This window comes from Clostridium cadaveris (assembly GCF_020911725.1).
Classification (GTDB): Bacteria; Bacillota; Clostridia; order Clostridiales; family Clostridiaceae; genus Clostridium_X; species Clostridium_X cadaveris.
Genome location: NZ_CP076620.1, coordinates 1,953,235 through 1,973,368, shown reverse-complemented (window position 1 = coordinate 1,973,368; position 20,134 = coordinate 1,953,235). Strand labels below are relative to the sequence as shown.

The window sequence follows — 20,134 nt, the reverse complement described above, 5'->3', positions numbered from 1 at the left end:
ATATAATAGATTAAAAAAATAAATGGAGATTTAAAAAACTATGGATTATGTTTATATTGTTCAGTGCAGTGATAATACATTATATACTGGATGGACAAATAATTTAGAGAAAAGAATAAAAGCGCATAATGAAGGAAAAGGGGCAAAATATACCATGGGACGTAGACCAATAGAGCTTAAATATTTTGAAACCTTTGAAACAAAAACAGAAGCTTTAAAGAGAGAATATGCTATAAAGCGATTATCTAAAACAGAAAAATTAAAACTTATTGAAAATGGAAGTTAAATTACATATATTTCCTAGGAAATATATGTAATTTATTTTCTCATAAAAAAACTAAATGGGTCCTTTGTAAGACCGTTAAAATTAGATACTGAAGCCACATTTCTAAGATGATATATCTTACCATTATAATCTTTAGCTTGATTATCAACTATATAAGCTTCATTATAAGAACTGTCTTTTTTCCATTTCATAAAAAAGTAGGCGTGAGATGGAGCACCAGTATTTTGAGAAGTTCCATCTGTAGTGAAGCATATGTCACCAGGTCTCAGCTTAGTGTAATCAAAGTCTTTTTTCCAACCTAGATTTTCTAGCTTTGAAATTAACTGTGCTGTATTGCATGTATCTTTTTCAATATATATGTCATTTTGCCTTAGAGCTTCTGAAATAAAATAAACACAGGTATTTTCGCTAGAACCTCCATTAAGATCTATGGCTTTTTCATAAATCTTTTTTTGATTTCTAGATGATGATAAATAATTGAACATTTGTTCTTGAACAGGTCCGTTATTTTTTTGTGTTTTAGCTTCATCTATCTGACCTATGATAGCAAAAGAAAGACAAAGCATTAAAATGCTCAGTAAAAGAAGCCTTATTTTACAATTTCCATATGCAGATTTCTTATGTTTTCTATTCCGTCTCATAAGATACCACCTTCCTATACTCTTTCTTTTATTCTAAATAAGAAAAGTTAAAAAAGAATAGAGAAAATTATTAAGAATTTACTAAAAATTTAATACTAATTTAAAGAATAGAATATATAATATAATTATATATCATAAGGAGGAAGGATTATGGATGGAATAATAAATTTTGATGAAATAAAAAATAAAGCTAAAGATAAGGATGTAGATAAGCTTGAGCAATACATATATTCCTTATACTATTCTTTAGCTCAAGGTGAAATAACTATGGGAGATCTTTCTAAAAGTATCTCGGAATATATGGAAAAGAACAATATTTCTCAAGAAAAGTTTTTAAATATTCAGCAAAAGCTTATGGAAAGATATGGAGTGAATTCTGAAGATATTGCAAATCAAATGAAGAATATGGGAATAGATATACCTAATATAGATCAAATAACTGATTATGAAAAAATTCGAAAAACTTTAAGCTTTAAGGATAAATATGGTTCAAAGTTAACTACAAAATCAGTAAACTCATATTTCATAAAAAATGATATAAATGAATTAGAGATAATAATGAATGAGGAAAAAATAACCATAAAGAGTCCTAAAAATGTTGATTTAAATGATAATGAACTTAATGAGTTTTTATGTTCATACAAAAAACTTATGGAAGAAAAACTTTTAAATATTGATATATGTGAAAACATGAAGAACTATAATTATTAATATAAAAATATCAGGCAGATAAAAATTTATTCTGCCTGATATTTTTTTAAAGAAAAACTTTGATTATTAACCACAAATAATTAAAATAGAATATGAACACTTATTAATGGAGGAGCAGTTTATGGAAAATAAAAATTATCTTTTTGATAATTATATGAATATAGCTAGAAATTGTAGGCAGGAAAATAATCCACTGAAAGCCTTAAAATTTTATAAAAAAGCTTATGGTCTTCCTAATGGGAAAAGCGATGAGGACCTTCTTATAGATATGGCTCTTTTATATGATGAACTAGGGTTTAAAGATTATGCAGAAGAAAAATATACAGAAGTGTTAAAGTTAAATAAAAATAATTCCAGTGCGTATTATGGGTTGGCTGTGATATATGATGAGAGTGAGCAGTATGAAAAGGCAATGGAATTTTATAAAAAGTCTATTGAGATAGATTCAAATTATGATAAGGCTTATTTTTTCTTAGCAAATATATTAGACGAACTAGGGGAGAAAGATAAGGCTATTGAAAATTATAAATGCGTTATAAAAATAAACCCTAATGACCTTTGGGCTTATGCTAACATAGGATGTATTTTAGAAGAGCAAGATAAAAATGAAGAAGCCTTAAAGTACCTTAGAAAGGCTTTAGATATAGATAGAAATCAATTTAGAGTTCTATTTAATATGGGAGTTGTACTAAATAAATTAGGTAATGTAGAATCTGCAAGAGAGTATTATGAGAAATCTATAAAAAATAATCACTTTTATCCATACAGCTATCTTAATTATGCCGTAACATATAAAGAAGAAGGGGATTTTAAGAGAGCAGCAGAAATTTTAAGTGAAGGTATAGATTATAATGATGAAGAGGGATTTTTGTATTATAATAGAGCTTGCTGTTTATGCAATTTAAAGAAATATGATGAAGCTTTAGATGATGTTTTAAAGAGCGTTGAATGCAATAATTTTTTTGAAGGTTATTCAAAAGAAGATATTGAATTAAAAGACATCTGGAATAGGATTTAATTAAAATATAAAAATAATAAAAAGCCAATGATATTAAGTCTTTGATGTGACCCCCAAAAGTTAGACTTTATTAGCGAGACAGTTTCGGCTGCCTCGCTATTTTTATGCAGCCAAGAGTTTGAGTCTGTATTGCACAGGACTCATCCATCCTAGTTTCTCTTTAATCCTTTGTTCATTGTAGTACTTTATATATCTTTCTATTTCAGATTTCAATTTCTCATAACTGTAATAAACAACACCATAGTATATTTCCTGTTTCAAGAGTCCAAAGAAGTTTTCCATTACAGAATTATCGTGACAGTTTCCCTTGCGGGACATGCTCTGAAAAATCCGCTCTTCTTTAAGACGATGTGAGTATGACTTCATCTGGTAAGCCCAGCCTTGGTCAGAATGAAATGTTCTTCGATATGGGCAATCAGATGTTATTTCAATGGCTTCATTTAGAGCATTTATCACATTGGTGGCAGAAGGCCGCCTATCAATACCGTAACTTAAAATCTCACTGTTACACATATCCATAAACGGATCCAAGTATAGTTTGTGCATCGTCATATGTCCCTTAGAATCTACCTCATAGTATTTAAACTCAGTAGTATCTGTTGTGATTTTCTGATGAGGGATATTGGTATTAAAACGTCTTCTGATTCTGTTGGGCGCAACTGTTCCGACCTTGCCTTTGTAAGAACTATATTTACGACTTTTTCTAGTAAAGGAAGCAACTTGGAGATTTAGTTTCTGCATGATTCTCTGTACTTTCTTTTTATTAACAATAAAGCCCTGATTTCGAAGTTCACCATATATTCTACGATAGCCATAATCCTTGTTTGTGTTATGTATTTCTAAGATTTTATCCTCAATTGCCTGGTCAGGATTTTCCCTATCAAATCTTTTCTGCCAGTACATATATGTTGCCTTCGGAAAGCTAACAATTGCGAGAATATCTTTTAGTTTGAAGTCTCCTCGGAGGCTGTGAATGATTCTCGCTGTTTTTTCAGAAGAGTTTCCTCCTCTAAACGCAGCCTCCTCAGTTCTTTTAAATAGGCATTCTCAATTTTAAGTTTTAAAAGTTCATCTTCAAGTTGTCTCAAATGTTCAGCACTTGTGTCTACTGGAGTAATTTCTGAAGATAACTGTACTTTTTCTTTCTTATTATTTGACACCAATGACTTCTTACGACCTTTCTTCTTCGGTCTCAATGCATCAACACCTGCAATATTAAAATCATTGACCCATTTACATATCTGTACTGGGTTGTTGATTTTCTCTTGGAGAGCTAAATCCTGATACGAAACCTCACTTGATAAATATAACTCTACCACATGAAGTTTATATTCAAAAGAATAATTATTTTTTTTTTCTTGAGCGCTTTAATCCTTCATCACCCATTTTGGAATAAGATAATACCCACTTCTTAATGTTACTCCACGCAGGAATACCATAAGTCTTGGCAAGATACGGATATCCGCCTTCACCATTTAAATATGCATCAACAACCTTTTTCTTAAATTCATAACTGTATTTTGCCATAAAAAATCGACCTCCAATTCGTTAGATTTTTGGTCTAACTTTTGGGGGTCGGTTCACTTAGACTTAATATCATTGGTTTAATTTTATTGATTAGCTGCATCCTGTAGTTGAACCACAGTCAAGGCATACTTTACAAGTACCATTTCGAACCATTCTTGTACTTGAACAGGTAGGACATGTGCTTCCATAAACTCTTTCACCAGTTACATGATGAGATTCATTTAGTTTAACAGGCGCTTTAGTTATTGTGGCTTCTTTTGATAAGTCAGATATGGCAACTTTAGAAGTTTCTTCTGATGGTTTTACTTGACATCTTGTAAAATCACCAAGTTCAATATCTATTATTTTACTTATTAAATCAGAAATTGAAGAAACATACTTTATATATGGATGCTTTTGTACAAAACCATAAGGCTCATACTTTTGACCTCTAAGCATAGCGGCTATATCAGCAGCAGGAACATGATATTGAAGCATAACTGAAATTGCCTTTGATAGGGAATTTAAAAGGCCCATTATTATAGTTCCTTCTCTATCAGTAGTTATATATATCTCGCAAATTTCACCATCATCGTTTCTATTTACAGTAGTATATATTTTTACGTCTTCTATTTGAGCAGGATGTGTTGTTCCACATCTTATTCCAAATGGTTTTTGACGTTTTGTTACCTGATACTGAATGTTCTGCATTTCTTTAGCTTTTTCTAATAATTCAGCATAAGACAAATCTTCAAGGTTAGTCTTGTTATCTACAGATAAAGAGGTATTAAGGGGTTGACAAAATTTAGAGCCATCTCTATATAAAGAAATACCTTTTACTCCAAGTTTCCAAGATTCTATAATTATATTTTTAAAGTCATCTATAGTTGCAGTGCTTGGAAGGTTAACAGTTTTTGATATTGCTCCAGATATTAAAGGAGTGATTGCAGCAACCATTTTTACATGACCTTCTGGACTTATATATCTTTTACCACTTCCACATGTGTTTGCAGTATCAAATATAGGAAGATGATCTTCTTTAAGATGAGGGGCGCCCTCTATTTTACCATCTATTATTTTTTCATACTCAAACCCATCTTCTTTAACTAATTCTTTTCTTGTTATATATTCAATTATTTCACTTGTTTCTGAATCATTATATCCTAAAGCTCTTAGAGAGTCTTCTATTACAGGATTACTTAAAGTCATAAAACCGCCACCAGCAAGCTTTTTATAAACCATATGACTAAAAAATGGTTCTATGGATGTAGCACCACAATCCATTGCAAAGGATATAGTTCCCGTAGGAGCTATTACAGAAACTTGAGCATTTCTATATCCATATTTTTCTCCTGAATCAATAGCACAACACCATACATCCTTTAAAGTAGCACTTAATTCCTGCATATTTAGGTCCATTAAAATTTCATGATTCACTTCTAAAGGAGTGTAATTAAGTCCCTCATAGTTGGAATCTATTGCACCAGCAACTCTGGCATGGTTTCTTATAACTTTTAGCATGTATTCCTTATTTAAAGGATATTTTTCAAAAGCACCTATTGCTTCGGACATCAAAGATGACACATAGTAAGAGTATCCTGTAAGTATTCCAGTAAGCGAAGCAGCAAGTGTTCTAGCTTCTTCAGAGTCATAAGGAAGTCCCATAATCATAAATAATGAAGCTATATTAGCAAGGCCCAGTCCAGTAGTCCTAAACATGTATGTTTTTCTTGCTATATCTTCAGTTGGAAATTGACCCCAGTTTATAGAAGCTTCAAGCATTAATTGGTTTAATCCAATTACATGAAGGTAACCATTAATATCAAAATTCTTTGTGTTTTTATCATAAAATTTAAATATATTTATTGAGCTAAGGTTGCAAGAGGTGTCGTCTAAAAATGCATATTCTCCGCAAGGATTAGTTGAATTAAGCTTATTATGATGAGCATTTAAATCTCCATCTTCTCCAGCAGGGCATGTATGCCAAGCATTGAAGGTATCTGAAAATTGTGGAGCCGGGTCGGCACATTTCCATGCAGATTCGTTTATATCATCCCAAAGTTTTTGTACAGATACTTCTCGATTAACAGATGAATCTATTCTTCCTTTTAGTTCTATTGTATTAAGAGGGTCTTCCGATAGGTTATCAACCTTAGTCATAAATTCATCAGAAATTCTTAAGGAGTTATTACTGTTTTGACCTGATACGGTAGCATAAGCTTCTCCATTAAAATCTCCATCATAGCCCATTTTTGCAAGAGCTCTTACTTTATCTTCTTCTTTAGCTTTCCAAGTTATAAAGTCTTCTATTTCAGGATGATCTATATCAAGGCATACCATTTTTGCAGCTCTTCTAGTAGTTCCACCAGATTTTATAGCTCCTGCATTTCTATCAAAGCCTTTTAAAAAGCTCATAAGACCAGAAGAAATTCCACCTCCTGAAAGCTTTTCTCCTTCAGCTCTTATTGAAGAAAAGTTTGTTCCTGTACCAGAGCCGCCTTTGAAAAGTCTAGTTTCAGTGACATATTGTTCTGATAAAGAATGTTTGCCTAAAAGCTTATCCTCTATAGAAAGTATAAAGCAGGCAGAAGCTTGAGTTCTGCTATAAGAGTCTAGGCTTTCTTTAACTACACCATCTTTTGGATCATAGTAATAGCTGCCTTGAGGATCTCCGCTTATTCCGTAAGAAAGCTTTAGTCCTGTGTTAAACCATTGAGGTGAATTTGGTGCATACATTTGATTCAATAATGCATATACCATTTCATCATAAAAGATTTCAGCTTCTTCTTCTGAACTTATAAGTTTTTCATCTATAAGTGATTCCTTCCAAAAGTTAACCATCCTGTGAGCAACTTGTTTCATGCTGTTTTCATAGCCTAATTCATTTGGAATACCGGCTTTTCTAAAATATTTAGATGCAATAATGTCACAAGCATTTTGAGAATAATGAGAAGGAAATTCCAAATCTTTCATATCAACTAAGATTTTACCGCTTTTATGATCTATTAAAGATACGTCAACTTTTTTCCAATCAAATAAATCATATACGGTTTTATTTTTATTTTTTGCTAATTCCTTCGTGTAATATCTGATTAATAATTTTTTTATAAGTGTCATGAACACACCCCCGTAAAATCATATAATAACAATAAATATTGACTACTAAAACAATATATAGTAGTCGAATTTAAAACAAATACAATATGTAGTTGACTAAAACTATTATATAAGAATTTTAATAGGAAATCAATGGGGTACAAACTATTAATATTTTCACTTTATTTTGCAAATTTAAGTTTATTTTAGAATAAAACAAGATATATCATATATAAAAAATTTTTATGTATAATAGTTGGTTTTATGATAAACTTATAAATGTTAATAGTAAAAAAAGGAGATGTTGGATATGATATATGAGTTTGATCATAAGGTACCAGTGATACCTACAAGTGCTTTTGTGGCAAAAAGTGCAGATGTAATAGGAGATGTTACTTTAGGAGAAAATGTTAATATATGGTTTGGTGCTGTTTTAAGAAGTGACGGGATGCCAATAGAAATAGGATATAATACAAACGTTCAAGATAATTGTGTAATACATATAACTGATAGGGATTTTCCAGTTGAAATAGGAAATAATGTTACTATAGGGCATGGGGCTATAATACATGCGTGCAAAATAGGCAATTATTCTCTTATAGGTATGGGAGCTATAATACTAGACGGAGCAGAGATTGGAGATTATACTCTTATAGGTGCAGGGGCAGTGGTGACACCTGGCAAAAAAATACCTTCTGGAGTATTGTGCGTAGGCTCCCCAGCTAGAGTTATTAGGGAACTTAGTGAAGAAGAAAAAAGAGATTTAGAAAAATCAGCTGACAATTATATAAAGTTAGCTAAAAAGTATAAATAGGAGGAACTATGATAAAAATAGGAGATTTTAATACACTTAAAGTTGTAAGAAAGGCAGATTTTGGATATTACCTTCATGGTGGAACTGATAATACCAGTGATGATATACTTCTTCCAAATAATAATACATTAGGAGAGAGTATAGAAATAGATGATATGGTAACAGCTTTCATATATAGAGATTCAGAGGACAGACTTGTAGCTACCCTTAAAAAACCTTTGGCAAAGGTTGGGGATTTGGCTTATCTTGAAGTTGTAGCTGTTACTAAGATAGGAGCTTTTGTAAATTTCGGGCTTGAAAGAGATTTATTTGTTCCACAAAGAGAGCAGCTTTATAAACTTCATGAAGGTAGAAAATATTTATTTTATGTATATTTAGATATGACAGGAAGACTTGCAGCGACTACAGATGTTGATGATAAACTTTCTTATGTTGAAAATCCAGTTATAGGAGAGGAAGTCAATGCAGTTGTTTATGGACTGCAAACAAATAACACTTTAGAAGTTGCAATAGACAACAAATACAAAGGAATAGTACTAAAAAATGAGTATTTTACTTTTGTACATATAGGCGAAGAACTTCATCTTAGAATAAAGAGAACTTATGAAGATGGAAGAGTAGGACTTACCCCTAGAGGAAAGAAACTAGACGAGAAGGAAATACTTCAAGAAAAAATACTTGAATATCTAAAAAAGAATGATGGATATATGGTTTATAATGACAAGAGCAATTCAGAAGATATAAGAAAGGTGTTTAATGCATCTAAAAATTATTTTAAGATGGCTCTAGGAGGTCTTATGAAAGAAGGTCTTATAACTCAGAGCAAAGAAGGTACGAGATTGAAATAATCTTTAAAAATTGCATAAAATCAGCTCTAATGAAGGAAGCTAAATAAAAATATATGGGGTGATTTTATGAAAAAACTGATTAGCATAATTATGGCAGTATTTCTTTTTAGTACTCCTGTTAAGGCCTATTGCAAAGGAAATGAATCAAAAGTACATTTTTTAAATACTATTCAAAGTGACGCTATTATAATTGAAGGTGATAGTGCTAATTATCTTATTGACTGTGGATGGTCCTATTGTAGGGGATATATATTATCTTATCTCAAAAATAATAATATAGACAGCATAGATGCTATAGTACTCACACATTATCACGATGATCATAGAGGCGATGTAGTAGGAATATGCAAAGCCCTTGATGTAAAAAGAGTTTATATGTCACCACATGAAAATAAATATAAGTACAAACTTCAAAAAGAACTTAAAAATATAGGAGTAGAAGTAGACTTTATAAAAAGAGGTTGGAATATAAAATGTGGAAATGTACTGCTTACAGCAATAGGCCCAATCAAATCTCATGGCACAATAGAAAATAATAATTCCATAGTACTTAGTGGGCAAATAGACGGGATAAGTTATTTGTTTGCAGGAGATATGGAGGCTGATGAAGAATACGACATATTAAAAAATACTATTATTGAAAAATATGATGTTCTAAAGACACCTCACCACGGTCTTGATACCAGTAGTACTGAAGAGTTTATAGAAACTGTAAAACCAGCAGTAGCTGTGGTAACTTCTGATGGATATGAAAGCCCAGAGGGGAAAGCTATAAAAAACATAGAAAACAGTGGAGCAAAAATATATAGAAGTGACAAAAATGGGAACATAGTAATTAAAAGAAGTTTAGATCCTTCTATAAGAATTCAAATAAGCACTGAATTTAAATAGAATTAATATTATATTTAGAGAAATAAGTTATTTTGGGGGAAATATGATAAAAGTAGATTTTATAAAAAATTTATCTAAAGAAGACAGACTAAAGTACATGGTTATTATGGCAGAAGGCCAGCTAAGTTCCGAAAATGACTTTATAGCTAATTTGTCTAATATCTCAGCTATAATAAATGTGGCCGTAGATGACTGCAATTGGGTAGGATTCTATATTATGCAAGATGAGACTTTGGTTTTAGGACCTTTTCAAGGGCTTCCGGCTTGCAATAGAATAGAGTTAGGAAAAGGTGTTTGTGGAACTGCAGCTTTTAAAAAGCAGGTTATGAGGATAGAAAATGTTCATGAATTCAAAGGACATATAGCTTGTGACAATGCCTCAAATTCAGAAATAGTTATTCCAATAGTAAAAGATGATAAAGTAATAGGTGTTTTAGATATGGATAGTCCTAGCTTTAGCAGATTTAGTGAATTGGAAGAAATGTATTTAGTTAAGTTGGTTAAAAAAATAGAAAATTACATATAAAATAGTAATAAAAGACCTTACTGTAAGCGGTCTCTTTGATAAAGATGTTTATGATTTACCCATTTCAGAGTAAATAACAAACTTATTCTGAAATGGGTAAATTTTAAATTAATCTATCAAAGGGATCGCTTATTTATGATTTAAATTATAGTAAAGATGATTTATTAACAGATAATATCTTAAATCCTTGAGTGTGAGGTCACTCAAGCACATATTTACATTAAAAATAAAATATGGTATAATTTTCTAAATAATGAGGATTTTGTGTTAGATTTGAAGTAGCGGTCAATTGCTTAGATTGCTAAAAATCGAACTAGAAATGCCGCAACTAAAGTTATTCTCAAAGGAACAGGATTAGCTATATTTGCTGTCTCATTAATTATAGTAGGATTATTTTTCTCAGAAGTAGCTCTTCACTATATAGATGCTAGTGTTTAAATTAAATATCATTATAATTATTATCTTAATAACGCCGTCTATCGAGGAAATACGAGGACGATAAAAAGCGCTTATAAAAGAAAGGAGAATTTACTCGGCAAATATCCAAAACAAAAGATGTAATGCCTATCTTTGAGATATTTGTTTAACAAATTTATTAATGAACTGTTGAAAAATAATTCTGATTATCTTGTGATTGAAGATTTAAATCAAATCATCTAATTTGATTTCCAAAATTTTGTTGGATATGTATTATGTGTACGAATTTAGATGATACTCTGAAAAAACTTAATTTAATAAAATACAAATAAACAAACAAAAACTAGTATTGATATTTGCCCATATTTTGAGTAGTAGTAATAATGATTAGAGAAGTAGTAGATTGTATTGATGTAGGAAGTGAATTTTGCCCTTGTAATTTAGCTGAAATGGGAGAGTGTATACTTTGTTCTCAAATGCAAGGAAAATACTTGTGTGACTGTCTAAATTGGAAGGGAGTATGTATATACCAAGAGTTTTTAAACAATGGGATGAAAGCTAAAGAAGGTAGAAAAAGATATAGTTCAAAAATAGTAAACTACTATAATTTTAATGATGAATTTGTGCTTGTTAAGTTAAGTGTAACTCATAAACTTGCAGTGGACCTTATCAATCCAGGTGGATATGTATTTTTATGCCCTGATTCAGAAAAATACTTTGATATTCCGATATCAGTTATGGAGTCTGATACAGAAAACGATATATTAACAGTAGCAGTTTCAATAAAGGGAATTAAAACCAAAAAATTACTTGAACTAAAAACGGGTGATACTTTAGATATAAGAGGGCCTTATTGGAATGGAATATTTGGACTCAAGAATATAGAAAAACAAAAAGGAACAGATTGCTTAATACTAGCCAGGGGAATAGGTATTGCACCTTCAATTCCACTTATAAGAAAGTTATCATTGAACGAGTGTAATATAGATATGGTCGTTGATAATGGAGATTTTAAGGAGAAGTTATTTAAAGAATATTTAGGGAATTATAAGATGAATGTTGAAGAAGGGATTCTTCTGGAAAATGGTGAATTATCAGCGTTTTGTAAAAAAGTAATAGATAAAAGTATTAATTCGGGTACTAAATATATTCATATTTCTGGAGCTGATATATTAACTTTTAAAGTTATAAGATATTTAGATAGTTTGGGAAAGAAAGAAGTTCTTTTATCTTGTTGTAATAATTTTAAAATCTGCTGTGGAGAAGGTATATGTGGAGCGTGTACAGCTAAGGATAATAAATTTAAAGTAAAGAGGTATTGCAAAGTACAAACGGAGCCAAGAGGCATATTTGAAGAAGGAGTGATAATATGAAGGTAGTAATTATTGGTGCAGGATGGTCAGGATGTGCAGCAGCTATTACAGCTAAAAAAGCTGGGGCAGATGTACTTCTATTTGAAAAAACAGATTTATTACTAGGTCTTGGTAATGTTGGTGGAATTATGAGAAACAATGGAAGATTTACAGCGGCAGAAGAACTGATTGCTTTAGGAGCTGGAGACTTAATTAATTTAACGGATAAGAATTCTAGGCATAAGAATGTAGATTTTCCAGGACATAAACATGCAAGTCTGTATGATGTGAATATAATCGAAGCTGAAGTTAGAAAATATTTAGATAACTTAGGTGTGAAAATATTTACGGAAAAAAGAGTCAATGATGTTGATATAGAGGAAAATAAAATAAAAGGTATAATATTAGCAGATGGTTCTTATGTAGATGGGGATATATATATAGAAACAACAGGATCTACAGGTCCTATGGGAAACTGTTTAAGATATGGGAATGGATGCTCAATGTGTATTTTAAGATGTCCTTCATTTGGACCAAGAATAAGTATAAGTGGAAGATGTAATATAGAGGATATACAAGGAGAAAGAAAAGAAGACGAACTTGGTGCGTTTTCAGGTTCATGTAAATTAGCTAAAGAAAGTTTATCAGATGAAATAAGAGAAAAATTAGATAATGAAGGAGTAGTAATATTAAATGTCCCAAAAGAAGATATAAATTATGATAAATTAAAGGGGAAAGTATGTCAGCAATATGCTTTGAAAGAATTTGCGGAAAATATAATTCTTTTAGATACTGGGCATGCAAAATTAATGACAAGCTATTATCCATTAGAAAAACTAAGAAGAATTAAAGGATTGGAAAGAGCCAAATATATCGATCCATATGCAGGTAGTAAAGGGAATTCAATAAGATATCTATCAGTTGCTCCAAGAGGTAATGATATGAAAGTAAAGGGTATATATAATTTATTTTGTGGTGGAGAAAAGTCAGGATTATTTGTTGGGCATACTGAAGCTATATGTACTGGATCATTGGCTGGACACAATGCAGTAAGGCAAGCTATGGGATTACCTTTGATGATATTGCCTAGAAGCCTTGCCATAGGTGATATTATTGCATATGCAAATGAAAAATTAGAAGATGAATTAGATAGAAAGACTAGATATACATTTGCAGGAGCATCATATTTTAAGAGAATGCAAGAGAAAGGACTTTATACAACAAATGTAGATGAGATTAGAGATAGGGTATTAAGATTAAGATTAGATAATGTGTTCAATCAAGTATTAAGGTAGATAAATGTGTTAAAAGTAGATGTAGCTCTGTATTCTATACAGGGCTATATTTATTTTTAATAGTTTTTATCTAATAATCAGTATTAGCTCTAAGAAACTTGTATTATGCACTATATCAAAGAAAAATTAAAGACTGTAAAATCCAAGCAAAGTATTATGCGTATAAGTCAATAAGCCCATAAAACGAAGAAAATCGGAATAGCATAACACTACACCGATTTTCCAGTAAATTGTTTTCTTAAGTCACTGCTTCCCATTAAGGGTGTTATTTTAGTCTTTAAGCGTCTTTTCTTCTCTTAAATATTTTTGCAATTTCATTTAGTACAAGAGGTGATATTGCAAATAATGAAACTATCATCCAATCGTTTATAGTTAAGTCGAATACATCAAATACTGTTCTTAAGAAAGGAACAGTTATGATTATATCTTGTAAGAATACACCAATTATAATTGAGAATATTAAATACTTATTAGTGAATAATCCAACTTGGAATATTGACTTTTTAGGGTGTCTTAAGTTTAGTGCATGGAACAATTGAGAAACACTTAAAACAACGAAAGCCATTGTTTGAGCATGTACTACACTGCCATATTTCTGTAATCCAATTTGATAAGCAATTAGTGTTAAAGCACCTATAAATATACCATTAATAACCATAAATACGCCATCATGCTTGAATAAACTTTCCTTTGGATCTCTAGGCTTATTATCCATTACATTTTTATCACCAGGGTCAACTCCAAGAGATAATGCAGGTAGTGTATCTGTTATAAGATTTACCCATAATATATGGATTGGTCTAAGTGGAGCATCCCATCCTAGTAGTATAGCAATAAATAATGCAAATATTTCTCCAAGGTTACAAGAAAGAAGGAAGATAATTGACTTCTTGATATTGTTAAAAATATTTCTACCTTCTTCTATAGCAGATACTATAGTAGAGAAATTATCATCAGTAAGAACCATGTCAGCAGCGCCTTTAGCAACGTCTGTTCCAGTGATACCCATTGCTACACCTATATCAGCTGTTTTTAATGATGGAGCATCATTTACACCATCACCAGTCATGGATACTATATTTCCTTTTGATTTAAAAGCTTTTACTATTTTAACTTTATGTTCAGGTGAAACTCTAGCGAATACTCTTAAATCATCTATTTTAGTGGATAATTCGTCATCGCTAAGCTTGTCTAGCTCAGCTCCGGAAATAGTTTGAGATTCATTTTCTGCTATATTAAGTTCTTTTGCTATTGCAAATGCAGTCTTTTTATGGTCTCCAGTTATCATTATAGTTTTTATTCCAGCATGTTTACATACTCCTATAGAGTCTTTAACTTCTAATCTTGGAGGGTCTATCATTCCAACAAGACCTACAAATATAAGATCTTTTTCAAAATCATCTACAGTTCCAGAATATGAGGAAATTTCTTTGTAAGCAGCTCCTAAAACTCTTAAAGCTTCATCAGACATTGAATTTGAGGCTTTCATTATTTCTTCCTCAAGATCTTCTGTCATAGGAACTATTTCGCCATTTATATAAGCTCCCTTACATATTTTTAATATATTATCTATAGCACCCTTAGTGTATACTCTGTAAGAATTATCGCCATAGTAGTTTACTGTAGACATAAGCTTTCTATCTGAGTCAAAAGGTGCTTCATTGCATCTCGCATGGTTTGATTGAAGAGATTCTTTAATAAGATCATATTTTGCGCCAGCTACTAATAAAGCTATTTCAGTAGGATCACCTGTTTGAGAAGCTTCAGAATAAGTAGCATCATTACATAAAACTAAGTTTTCAAGAAGCATTTTTTCAGATGGATCATTTATATCTAAATCATCAATAGATTTTAAGTTTGAATTACTATAAAATTTAGTAACTGTCATTTTGTTTTGAGTAAGTGTTCCAGTTTTATCTGAACATACTACATTAACAGCACCTAAAGTTTCTACAGCTGGAAGTTTTCTTACTATAGCATTTTCTTTAATCATTCTTTGAACTCCCATAGCAAGAACGATAGCAACTATAGCTGCTAGACCTTCAGGAATTGCAGCAACTGCAAGACTTATAGCTGTTAATAGCATATCAAATATATCTTGTCCTTGAATTATACCAACTATAAACATTATTACACATATTGCTATAGCACCTATTCCTAAATACTTACCTAGTTCAGCTAACTTCTTTTGAAGAGGTGTCATTTCATTTTCTGTGTCATCAAGCATTTTTGCAATTTTACCTATTTGAGTGTTCATTCCAGTTTCTACAGCAATACCAATACCTCTTCCATAAGTTGCAAGGGTAGATGAGAAGGCCATATTGATTTGATCACCTAGAGGTACTTCTTCATCAGGGAAAGCTTTGCTTCCATCTTTTTCAGAAGGTACCGATTCACCAGTTAAGGCAGATTCCTCGATTTTTAAATTAGCAGTTTCAATAAGTCTAAGGTCTGCTGGAACATATCTACCAGCGTCTAAAATTATTATGTCTCCAGGAACCACTTCTTCAGAAGGTATTTCCTTTAATTCTCCATCTCTTTTAACTACTGCTTTAGGAGTGGATAGTTTCTTTAATGCCTCTAATGCTTTTTCGGCTTTAGATTCTTGAACTACTCCAACCACAGCATTTATAAGTACTACTATAAGAATTATGATTGCTTCATTATAATCTTTCATAATAGCAGAAAGCACTGCGGCTCCTAGAAGAATATAAATCAATATATCATTTATTTGAGCAAAGAAAAGCTGTAATATTGTTTTTTTAGGCTTTGCTTTCAATTTATTAGCACCAAATTCATTTAAGCGTTTTGCTGCTTCTTCTGATGAGAGTCCTTCATTAAGATCTGTGTTTAATTGTTGAATAATTTCATTGGATGTTTTTGAAAACCACATAGTTAAACTCCTTTCGTAACTTTCATAGGCTAAAATATTATGTATATATAAATAAAAGACTTACGTATAACTTGAACTTGTCCTTGTTATACATAAGTCTTACTATTTCATACAAAACCAGATGAATATAATACATCGTGTGTTGGCAATGTAACAGAATACAATTCTGTAAGTTACTCCCTTATGAAAAAAATATTCACTTATTAATATTAGTATATTTATATTAGCAACAAATGTCAAGAAAAATTATACACTATAAAGTAAAATGCCACAGACAGCTGCAATACAAATAATAAGAATAGGGTGAATTTTACTCTTTAAACTTAAAAGCAATATAAAAGCTCCAATTATAACGGATTTAACATCTAAATAGGAATCTTTAGCTAGGGATAAAAATGCGCTTATTATAAGTCCTATAAGAGCTGGCCTCATGCCTAACAGTGCTGATTTCAGCAATTCAGAATTTTTAAATTTAATTATATATTTTGTGGCTATGGAAACGAGAATGAATGAAAAGAAAATAACACCTAAGGTTGCAAATATACTTCCTAAAACTCCATTTATTTTGTATCCTACGAAAGTTGCTGAATTTATAGCAATAGGACCAGGATTCATTTGAGAGATTCCTATAATATCTATAAATTCTGAGCTGTTTATCCAATTATTATTATTAACTATTTCACGCTCTATAAGTGGAAGCATAGCATAACCGCCACCAAAACTAAAAGCACCTATCTTTAAAAAGGCTAAAAAAAGTTCTATAAGCTGTTTCATTACTCAACCACCTTTCTAAAAGATATTATTCCATATACTGCTGAAACTAAGATAACTATTATGGGATGAATATTAAATAAAGATATTGCAATAACAGAAGCAATTACTATAATTATGTTTCGAGTGTTTTTTTCTACTGATTTAGATAAGCTTTGTACGGCTATAAGTACAAGGACAGGAACAGCTGCTCCTATTCCAAGAAAGGCTTTGTTTATTATTTCATAATCTCTAAACTGCATGAAGAATGCAGCTATTATAAGTATTATAAAGAAAGAAGGCAGTATAGTGCCAAGAAGGGCAACCACAGCTCCTTTAAATCCGCTTATTTTATAACCAATAAAGATAGACGTGTTTACTGCCATAGCGCCAGGAAAGCTTTGAGAAATTACGATTATATCGGTGAATTCATCTTTTCCTATCCAATGTTTCGATGATACCACTTCTCTTTCGATAAGAGGAATCATCGCATATCCACCACCAAAAGTAAATGCACCTATTTTAAAAAATGTAAAAAACATTTCAATAAGATTTTTCATTATTAACACTCCTTATATAATTTCATCAATATCAATAAAAATCTGCCTCTTGATCAATTAAGAAAATGGAGGCAGATTTTTATAAATTTATTTTAAGAAACTTTCATAACTTGCATCTGATGGCATTCTCCAGTCTCCACGTGGGGAAAGGCTTATAGAACCAACCTTTGGACCATCAGGAAGGGTAGAACGCTTAAACTGCTGAGTGAAAAATCTCTTTATAAATTTAATAAGCCACTTTTCAATGGTTTCTTCATCATATATATCTTTAAATGCCACTTTAGCTAAAAATAAAAGTTTATCATAAGAAGCACCTTCTTTTATAAAATGATATAGGAAGAAATCATGTAGCTCATAAGGTCCAACTATATCCTCAGTTTTTTGAGCTATATTTCCATTTTCATCTTTAGGGAGAAGCTCAGGACTTACTGGTGTATCTAATATATCTTTTAAAATATACGAAATTTCAGATGATACTTCATGATCAGCAACATAATCTACTAAATATCTAACCAAAGTTTTAGGAATAGAGCAATTTACAGAGTACATAGACATATGATCTCCATTGAAAGTAGCCCATCCAAGAGCAAGTTCTGATAAATCACCAGTTCCTATTGTTAAACCGCCTATTTTGTTAGATATATCCATTAAAATTTGAGTTCTTTCTCTAGCCTGAACATTTTCGTACGTAACATCATGAATTGATGGATCATGACCTATATCTTGGAAGTGCTTTAAGGCTGCTTCAACTATATTTATTTCTCTAAAAGAACATCCAAATTCTTTGCATAAATTTACAGCATTATGATATGTCCTATCAGTAGTACCGAAACCAGGAAGAGTTATTGTTGTTATATTTTTTCTTGGAATATTTAATAAATCAAAAGTTTTTATAACTACTAATAGGGCAAGAGTGGAGTCTAAGCCTCCAGAAATTCCAATTACTGCTTTATCTATATGAGTATGTGTAAGTCGCTTTGCTAAAGCGTTGCATTGAATACTGAATATTTCTTTGCATCTCTCTTCACGTTCTTCTTCGTTTGATGGAACAAATGGAAGAGGATCTACATATCTGTCAAATTCACCATAAGAGTCATTAGAAAAATTAAAGTTTATGATTTTTGCTGAGAAGTCTTTTATCAACTTAGCACTATCTCTAAAGGTAACATTTTTTACTCTTTCCATCTCTAGTTTTTCTAGGTCTATTACAGAACATATGACTTCATTTTCTCTTTGAAATCTTTTATTTTCCTTAATTATAGAACCATTTTCTAATACCGACAAATAGCCGCTAAATAGTACATCGGTTGTTGATTCAAACACTCCAGCAGAAGCATATATGTATGCGCTTATGGTTTTAGCACTCTGGCTTTTTAACAGGCTTTTCCTATAACCTTGCTTACTTACAAGTTCATTTGAAGCAGATAAATTTCCAATAACGTTAGCACCGCTTAAAGTCAAATAAGAACTTGGCGATATAGGAGCCCATAAATCTTCGCAAGTTTCAAAAGATAACTTTAATGCTCCATCTGAGAAAATTAAATTGGTTCCAAAAGGTATGTCGTTTTGAAAGCCTAAATTTAAGTAAGAATTTTTTATATTTATTCCTTCAGTAAACCACCTTTTTTCATAGAATTCTGAGTAGTTAGGAAGATAAGATTTTGGCATTATTCCTAATATAGAGCCGTTAAATATTATAACTGCACAATTGTACATAGTATAATCATCAATTATAGGACAACCTACTGCTATTACCATATCTAAATTCTCAGAGTAATGGCATAAATCTTTTAAACCATTTAGAGATTTAGATATAAGAGTAGTTTGATTGAAAAGATCGCCACAACTATAAGAAGTTATAGAAAGTTCAGGAAACACTAAGACTTTACAACTTTCTTTCTTTGCTTCATTAATGCAATGCTTTATATTTTTTATATTTTCATCGATATTTGCTATTGTAGTTACAGGACATGCTGCTCCAACTTTTACGTATTTCATAAAATCACCTCAACTATTAATAAATGTCTACTTTAGTTTGTGTATATAATCTTATTTTATTATATAATTAACTGTATAAAAAGTGAAACATAGTTAATATAAAATATAATATTCAATAAACTAGAAAATTAATTTTATAGTACATTTTATAAGAAAGGAATAAATCTCTATATATGAGGATAAAATAATAATAGCCTTAATGGCTACGTAGGGATATTTATTTTATTCTTTGCTGCTATAATTTAATTAGCAGCGTTTTTTTGTACAAATTACGAAGTAATGAAAGAAATTTAAAACATATAATTCGTATATGTACGAATTATATGTTAAAAAAACGAAATAATGTTGACAAATATTCTGCAGAATGGTATTTTGAAGATAAAGAAATTAATATCTATATAATTCTCATAATAAGGTTGAGAAGTTTCTACGAGGGAACCGTAAATTTCCTATCTATGGATATTCTATGGGGTAAGTTTGATGTGCTTTAACCAAGGGATACCATATCTCTTGGTTATTTTTTATGAATTTT

At 30.9% G+C, this 20,134-nt stretch carries 18 protein-coding genes and 1 riboswitch; of the genes, 9 read left to right on the top strand and 9 right to left on the bottom strand.

Going from position 1 to position 20,134, the window contains the following annotated elements:
* Positions 1–40 precede the first annotated feature (40 nt).
* On the top strand, positions 41–286 hold the full coding sequence (locus KQH81_RS09345) for a GIY-YIG nuclease family protein (RefSeq protein WP_027638236.1): 246 nt from the start codon (positions 41–43) through the stop codon (positions 284–286).
* Positions 287–318: 32 nt separating this feature from the next.
* Here the strand turns inward: KQH81_RS09345 and KQH81_RS09340 are convergent, their stop codons facing one another.
* Positions 319–927, bottom strand: coding sequence for a hypothetical protein (locus tag KQH81_RS09340; protein WP_051196201.1), 609 nt, complete (start codon positions 925–927; stop codon positions 319–321).
* 147 nt (positions 928–1,074) lie between these two features.
* Here KQH81_RS09340 and KQH81_RS09335 point away from each other — a divergent pair, with 147 nt between their 5' ends.
* Together KQH81_RS09335 and KQH81_RS09330 are read left to right on the top strand one after the other, a co-directional pair.
* Entirely contained in the window at positions 1,075–1,638 is a 564-nt protein-coding gene (locus tag KQH81_RS09335; RefSeq protein WP_027638238.1) for a DUF3867 domain-containing protein, read from the top strand.
* A gap of 121 nt (positions 1,639–1,759) precedes the next feature.
* Positions 1,760–2,656: a tetratricopeptide repeat protein gene (locus tag KQH81_RS09330; RefSeq protein WP_178312324.1), complete on the top strand. Its 897-nt coding sequence runs from the start codon at positions 1,760–1,762 to the stop codon at positions 2,654–2,656.
* Between the two features lie 102 nt (positions 2,657–2,758).
* Here KQH81_RS09330 and KQH81_RS17745 read toward each other — a convergent pair whose 3' ends face one another.
* From KQH81_RS17745 to KQH81_RS09320, 4 genes are all read right to left on the bottom strand, one after another.
* Entirely contained in the window at positions 2,759–3,631 is an 873-nt protein-coding gene (locus KQH81_RS17745; RefSeq protein ID WP_289614339.1) for an IS3 family transposase, read from the bottom strand.
* Entirely contained in the window at positions 3,601–3,975 is a 375-nt protein-coding gene (locus tag KQH81_RS17740) for a helix-turn-helix domain-containing protein (protein WP_407647277.1), read from the bottom strand. The genes KQH81_RS17745 and KQH81_RS17740 overlap by 31 nt, the downstream gene beginning before the upstream one ends.
* A gap of 25 nt (positions 3,976–4,000) precedes the next feature.
* The gene (locus KQH81_RS17735; protein WP_407647276.1) at positions 4,001–4,183 is read right to left on the bottom strand and encodes a hypothetical protein; all 183 of its coding nucleotides are present in this window, start codon (positions 4,181–4,183) and stop codon (positions 4,001–4,003) included.
* Between the two features lie 90 nt (positions 4,184–4,273).
* Positions 4,274–7,279, bottom strand: a complete 3,006-nt coding sequence (locus tag KQH81_RS09320) for a vitamin B12-dependent ribonucleotide reductase (RefSeq protein WP_027638240.1) — start codon at positions 7,277–7,279, stop codon at positions 4,274–4,276.
* Between the two features lie 289 nt (positions 7,280–7,568).
* Between KQH81_RS09320 and KQH81_RS09315 the strand changes: the two genes are divergently transcribed.
* The 6 genes from KQH81_RS09315 (at position 7,569) to KQH81_RS09290 (ending at position 13,401) form a co-directional block, all read left to right on the top strand.
* Positions 7,569–8,072: a gamma carbonic anhydrase family protein gene (locus KQH81_RS09315; RefSeq protein WP_027638241.1), complete on the top strand. Its 504-nt coding sequence runs from the start codon at positions 7,569–7,571 to the stop codon at positions 8,070–8,072.
* 8 nt (positions 8,073–8,080) lie between these two features.
* Complete coding sequence (locus KQH81_RS09310; RefSeq protein WP_027638242.1) at positions 8,081–8,920, top strand: CvfB family protein; 840 nt, start codon at positions 8,081–8,083, stop codon at positions 8,918–8,920.
* A gap of 66 nt (positions 8,921–8,986) precedes the next feature.
* The gene (locus KQH81_RS09305; protein WP_051196202.1) at positions 8,987–9,811 is read left to right on the top strand and encodes a ComEC/Rec2 family competence protein; all 825 of its coding nucleotides are present in this window, start codon (positions 8,987–8,989) and stop codon (positions 9,809–9,811) included.
* A 43-nt stretch (positions 9,812–9,854) separates the two neighbouring features.
* Positions 9,855–10,337: a GAF domain-containing protein gene (locus KQH81_RS09300; protein WP_027638243.1), complete on the top strand. Its 483-nt coding sequence runs from the start codon at positions 9,855–9,857 to the stop codon at positions 10,335–10,337.
* A gap of 800 nt (positions 10,338–11,137) precedes the next feature.
* Positions 11,138–12,127, top strand: a complete 990-nt coding sequence (locus KQH81_RS09295) for a sulfide/dihydroorotate dehydrogenase-like FAD/NAD-binding protein (protein ID WP_027638244.1) — start codon at positions 11,138–11,140, stop codon at positions 12,125–12,127.
* Entirely contained in the window at positions 12,124–13,401 is a 1,278-nt protein-coding gene (locus KQH81_RS09290; RefSeq protein WP_027638245.1) for an FAD-dependent oxidoreductase, read from the top strand. Before KQH81_RS09295 ends, KQH81_RS09290 begins: the two co-directional genes overlap by 4 nt.
* 277 nt (positions 13,402–13,678) lie before the next feature.
* Here KQH81_RS09290 and KQH81_RS09285 read toward each other — a convergent pair whose 3' ends face one another.
* From KQH81_RS09285 to KQH81_RS09270, 4 genes are all read right to left on the bottom strand, one after another.
* A complete protein-coding gene (locus tag KQH81_RS09285; RefSeq protein WP_027638246.1) occupies positions 13,679–16,294 on the bottom strand; it encodes a calcium-translocating P-type ATPase, PMCA-type in 2,616 nt (871 codons plus the stop codon).
* 246 nt (positions 16,295–16,540) lie between these two features.
* Positions 16,541–17,068, bottom strand: coding sequence for a chromate transporter (locus tag KQH81_RS09280; protein WP_230028132.1), 528 nt, complete (start codon positions 17,066–17,068; stop codon positions 16,541–16,543).
* Positions 17,068–17,604 (bottom strand): chromate transporter, encoded by a 537-nt coding sequence (locus tag KQH81_RS09275; RefSeq protein ID WP_074844131.1) that lies wholly within the window; start codon positions 17,602–17,604, stop codon positions 17,068–17,070. Before KQH81_RS09275 ends, KQH81_RS09280 begins: the two co-directional genes overlap by 1 nt.
* Positions 17,605–17,691: 87 nt before the next feature.
* Positions 17,692–19,602: an NAD(+) synthase gene (locus tag KQH81_RS09270; RefSeq protein ID WP_027638249.1), complete on the bottom strand. Its 1,911-nt coding sequence runs from the start codon at positions 19,600–19,602 to the stop codon at positions 17,692–17,694.
* A gap of 374 nt (positions 19,603–19,976) precedes the next feature.
* Positions 19,977–20,078, top strand: a riboswitch (purine riboswitch).
* Positions 20,079–20,134 lie beyond the last annotated feature (56 nt).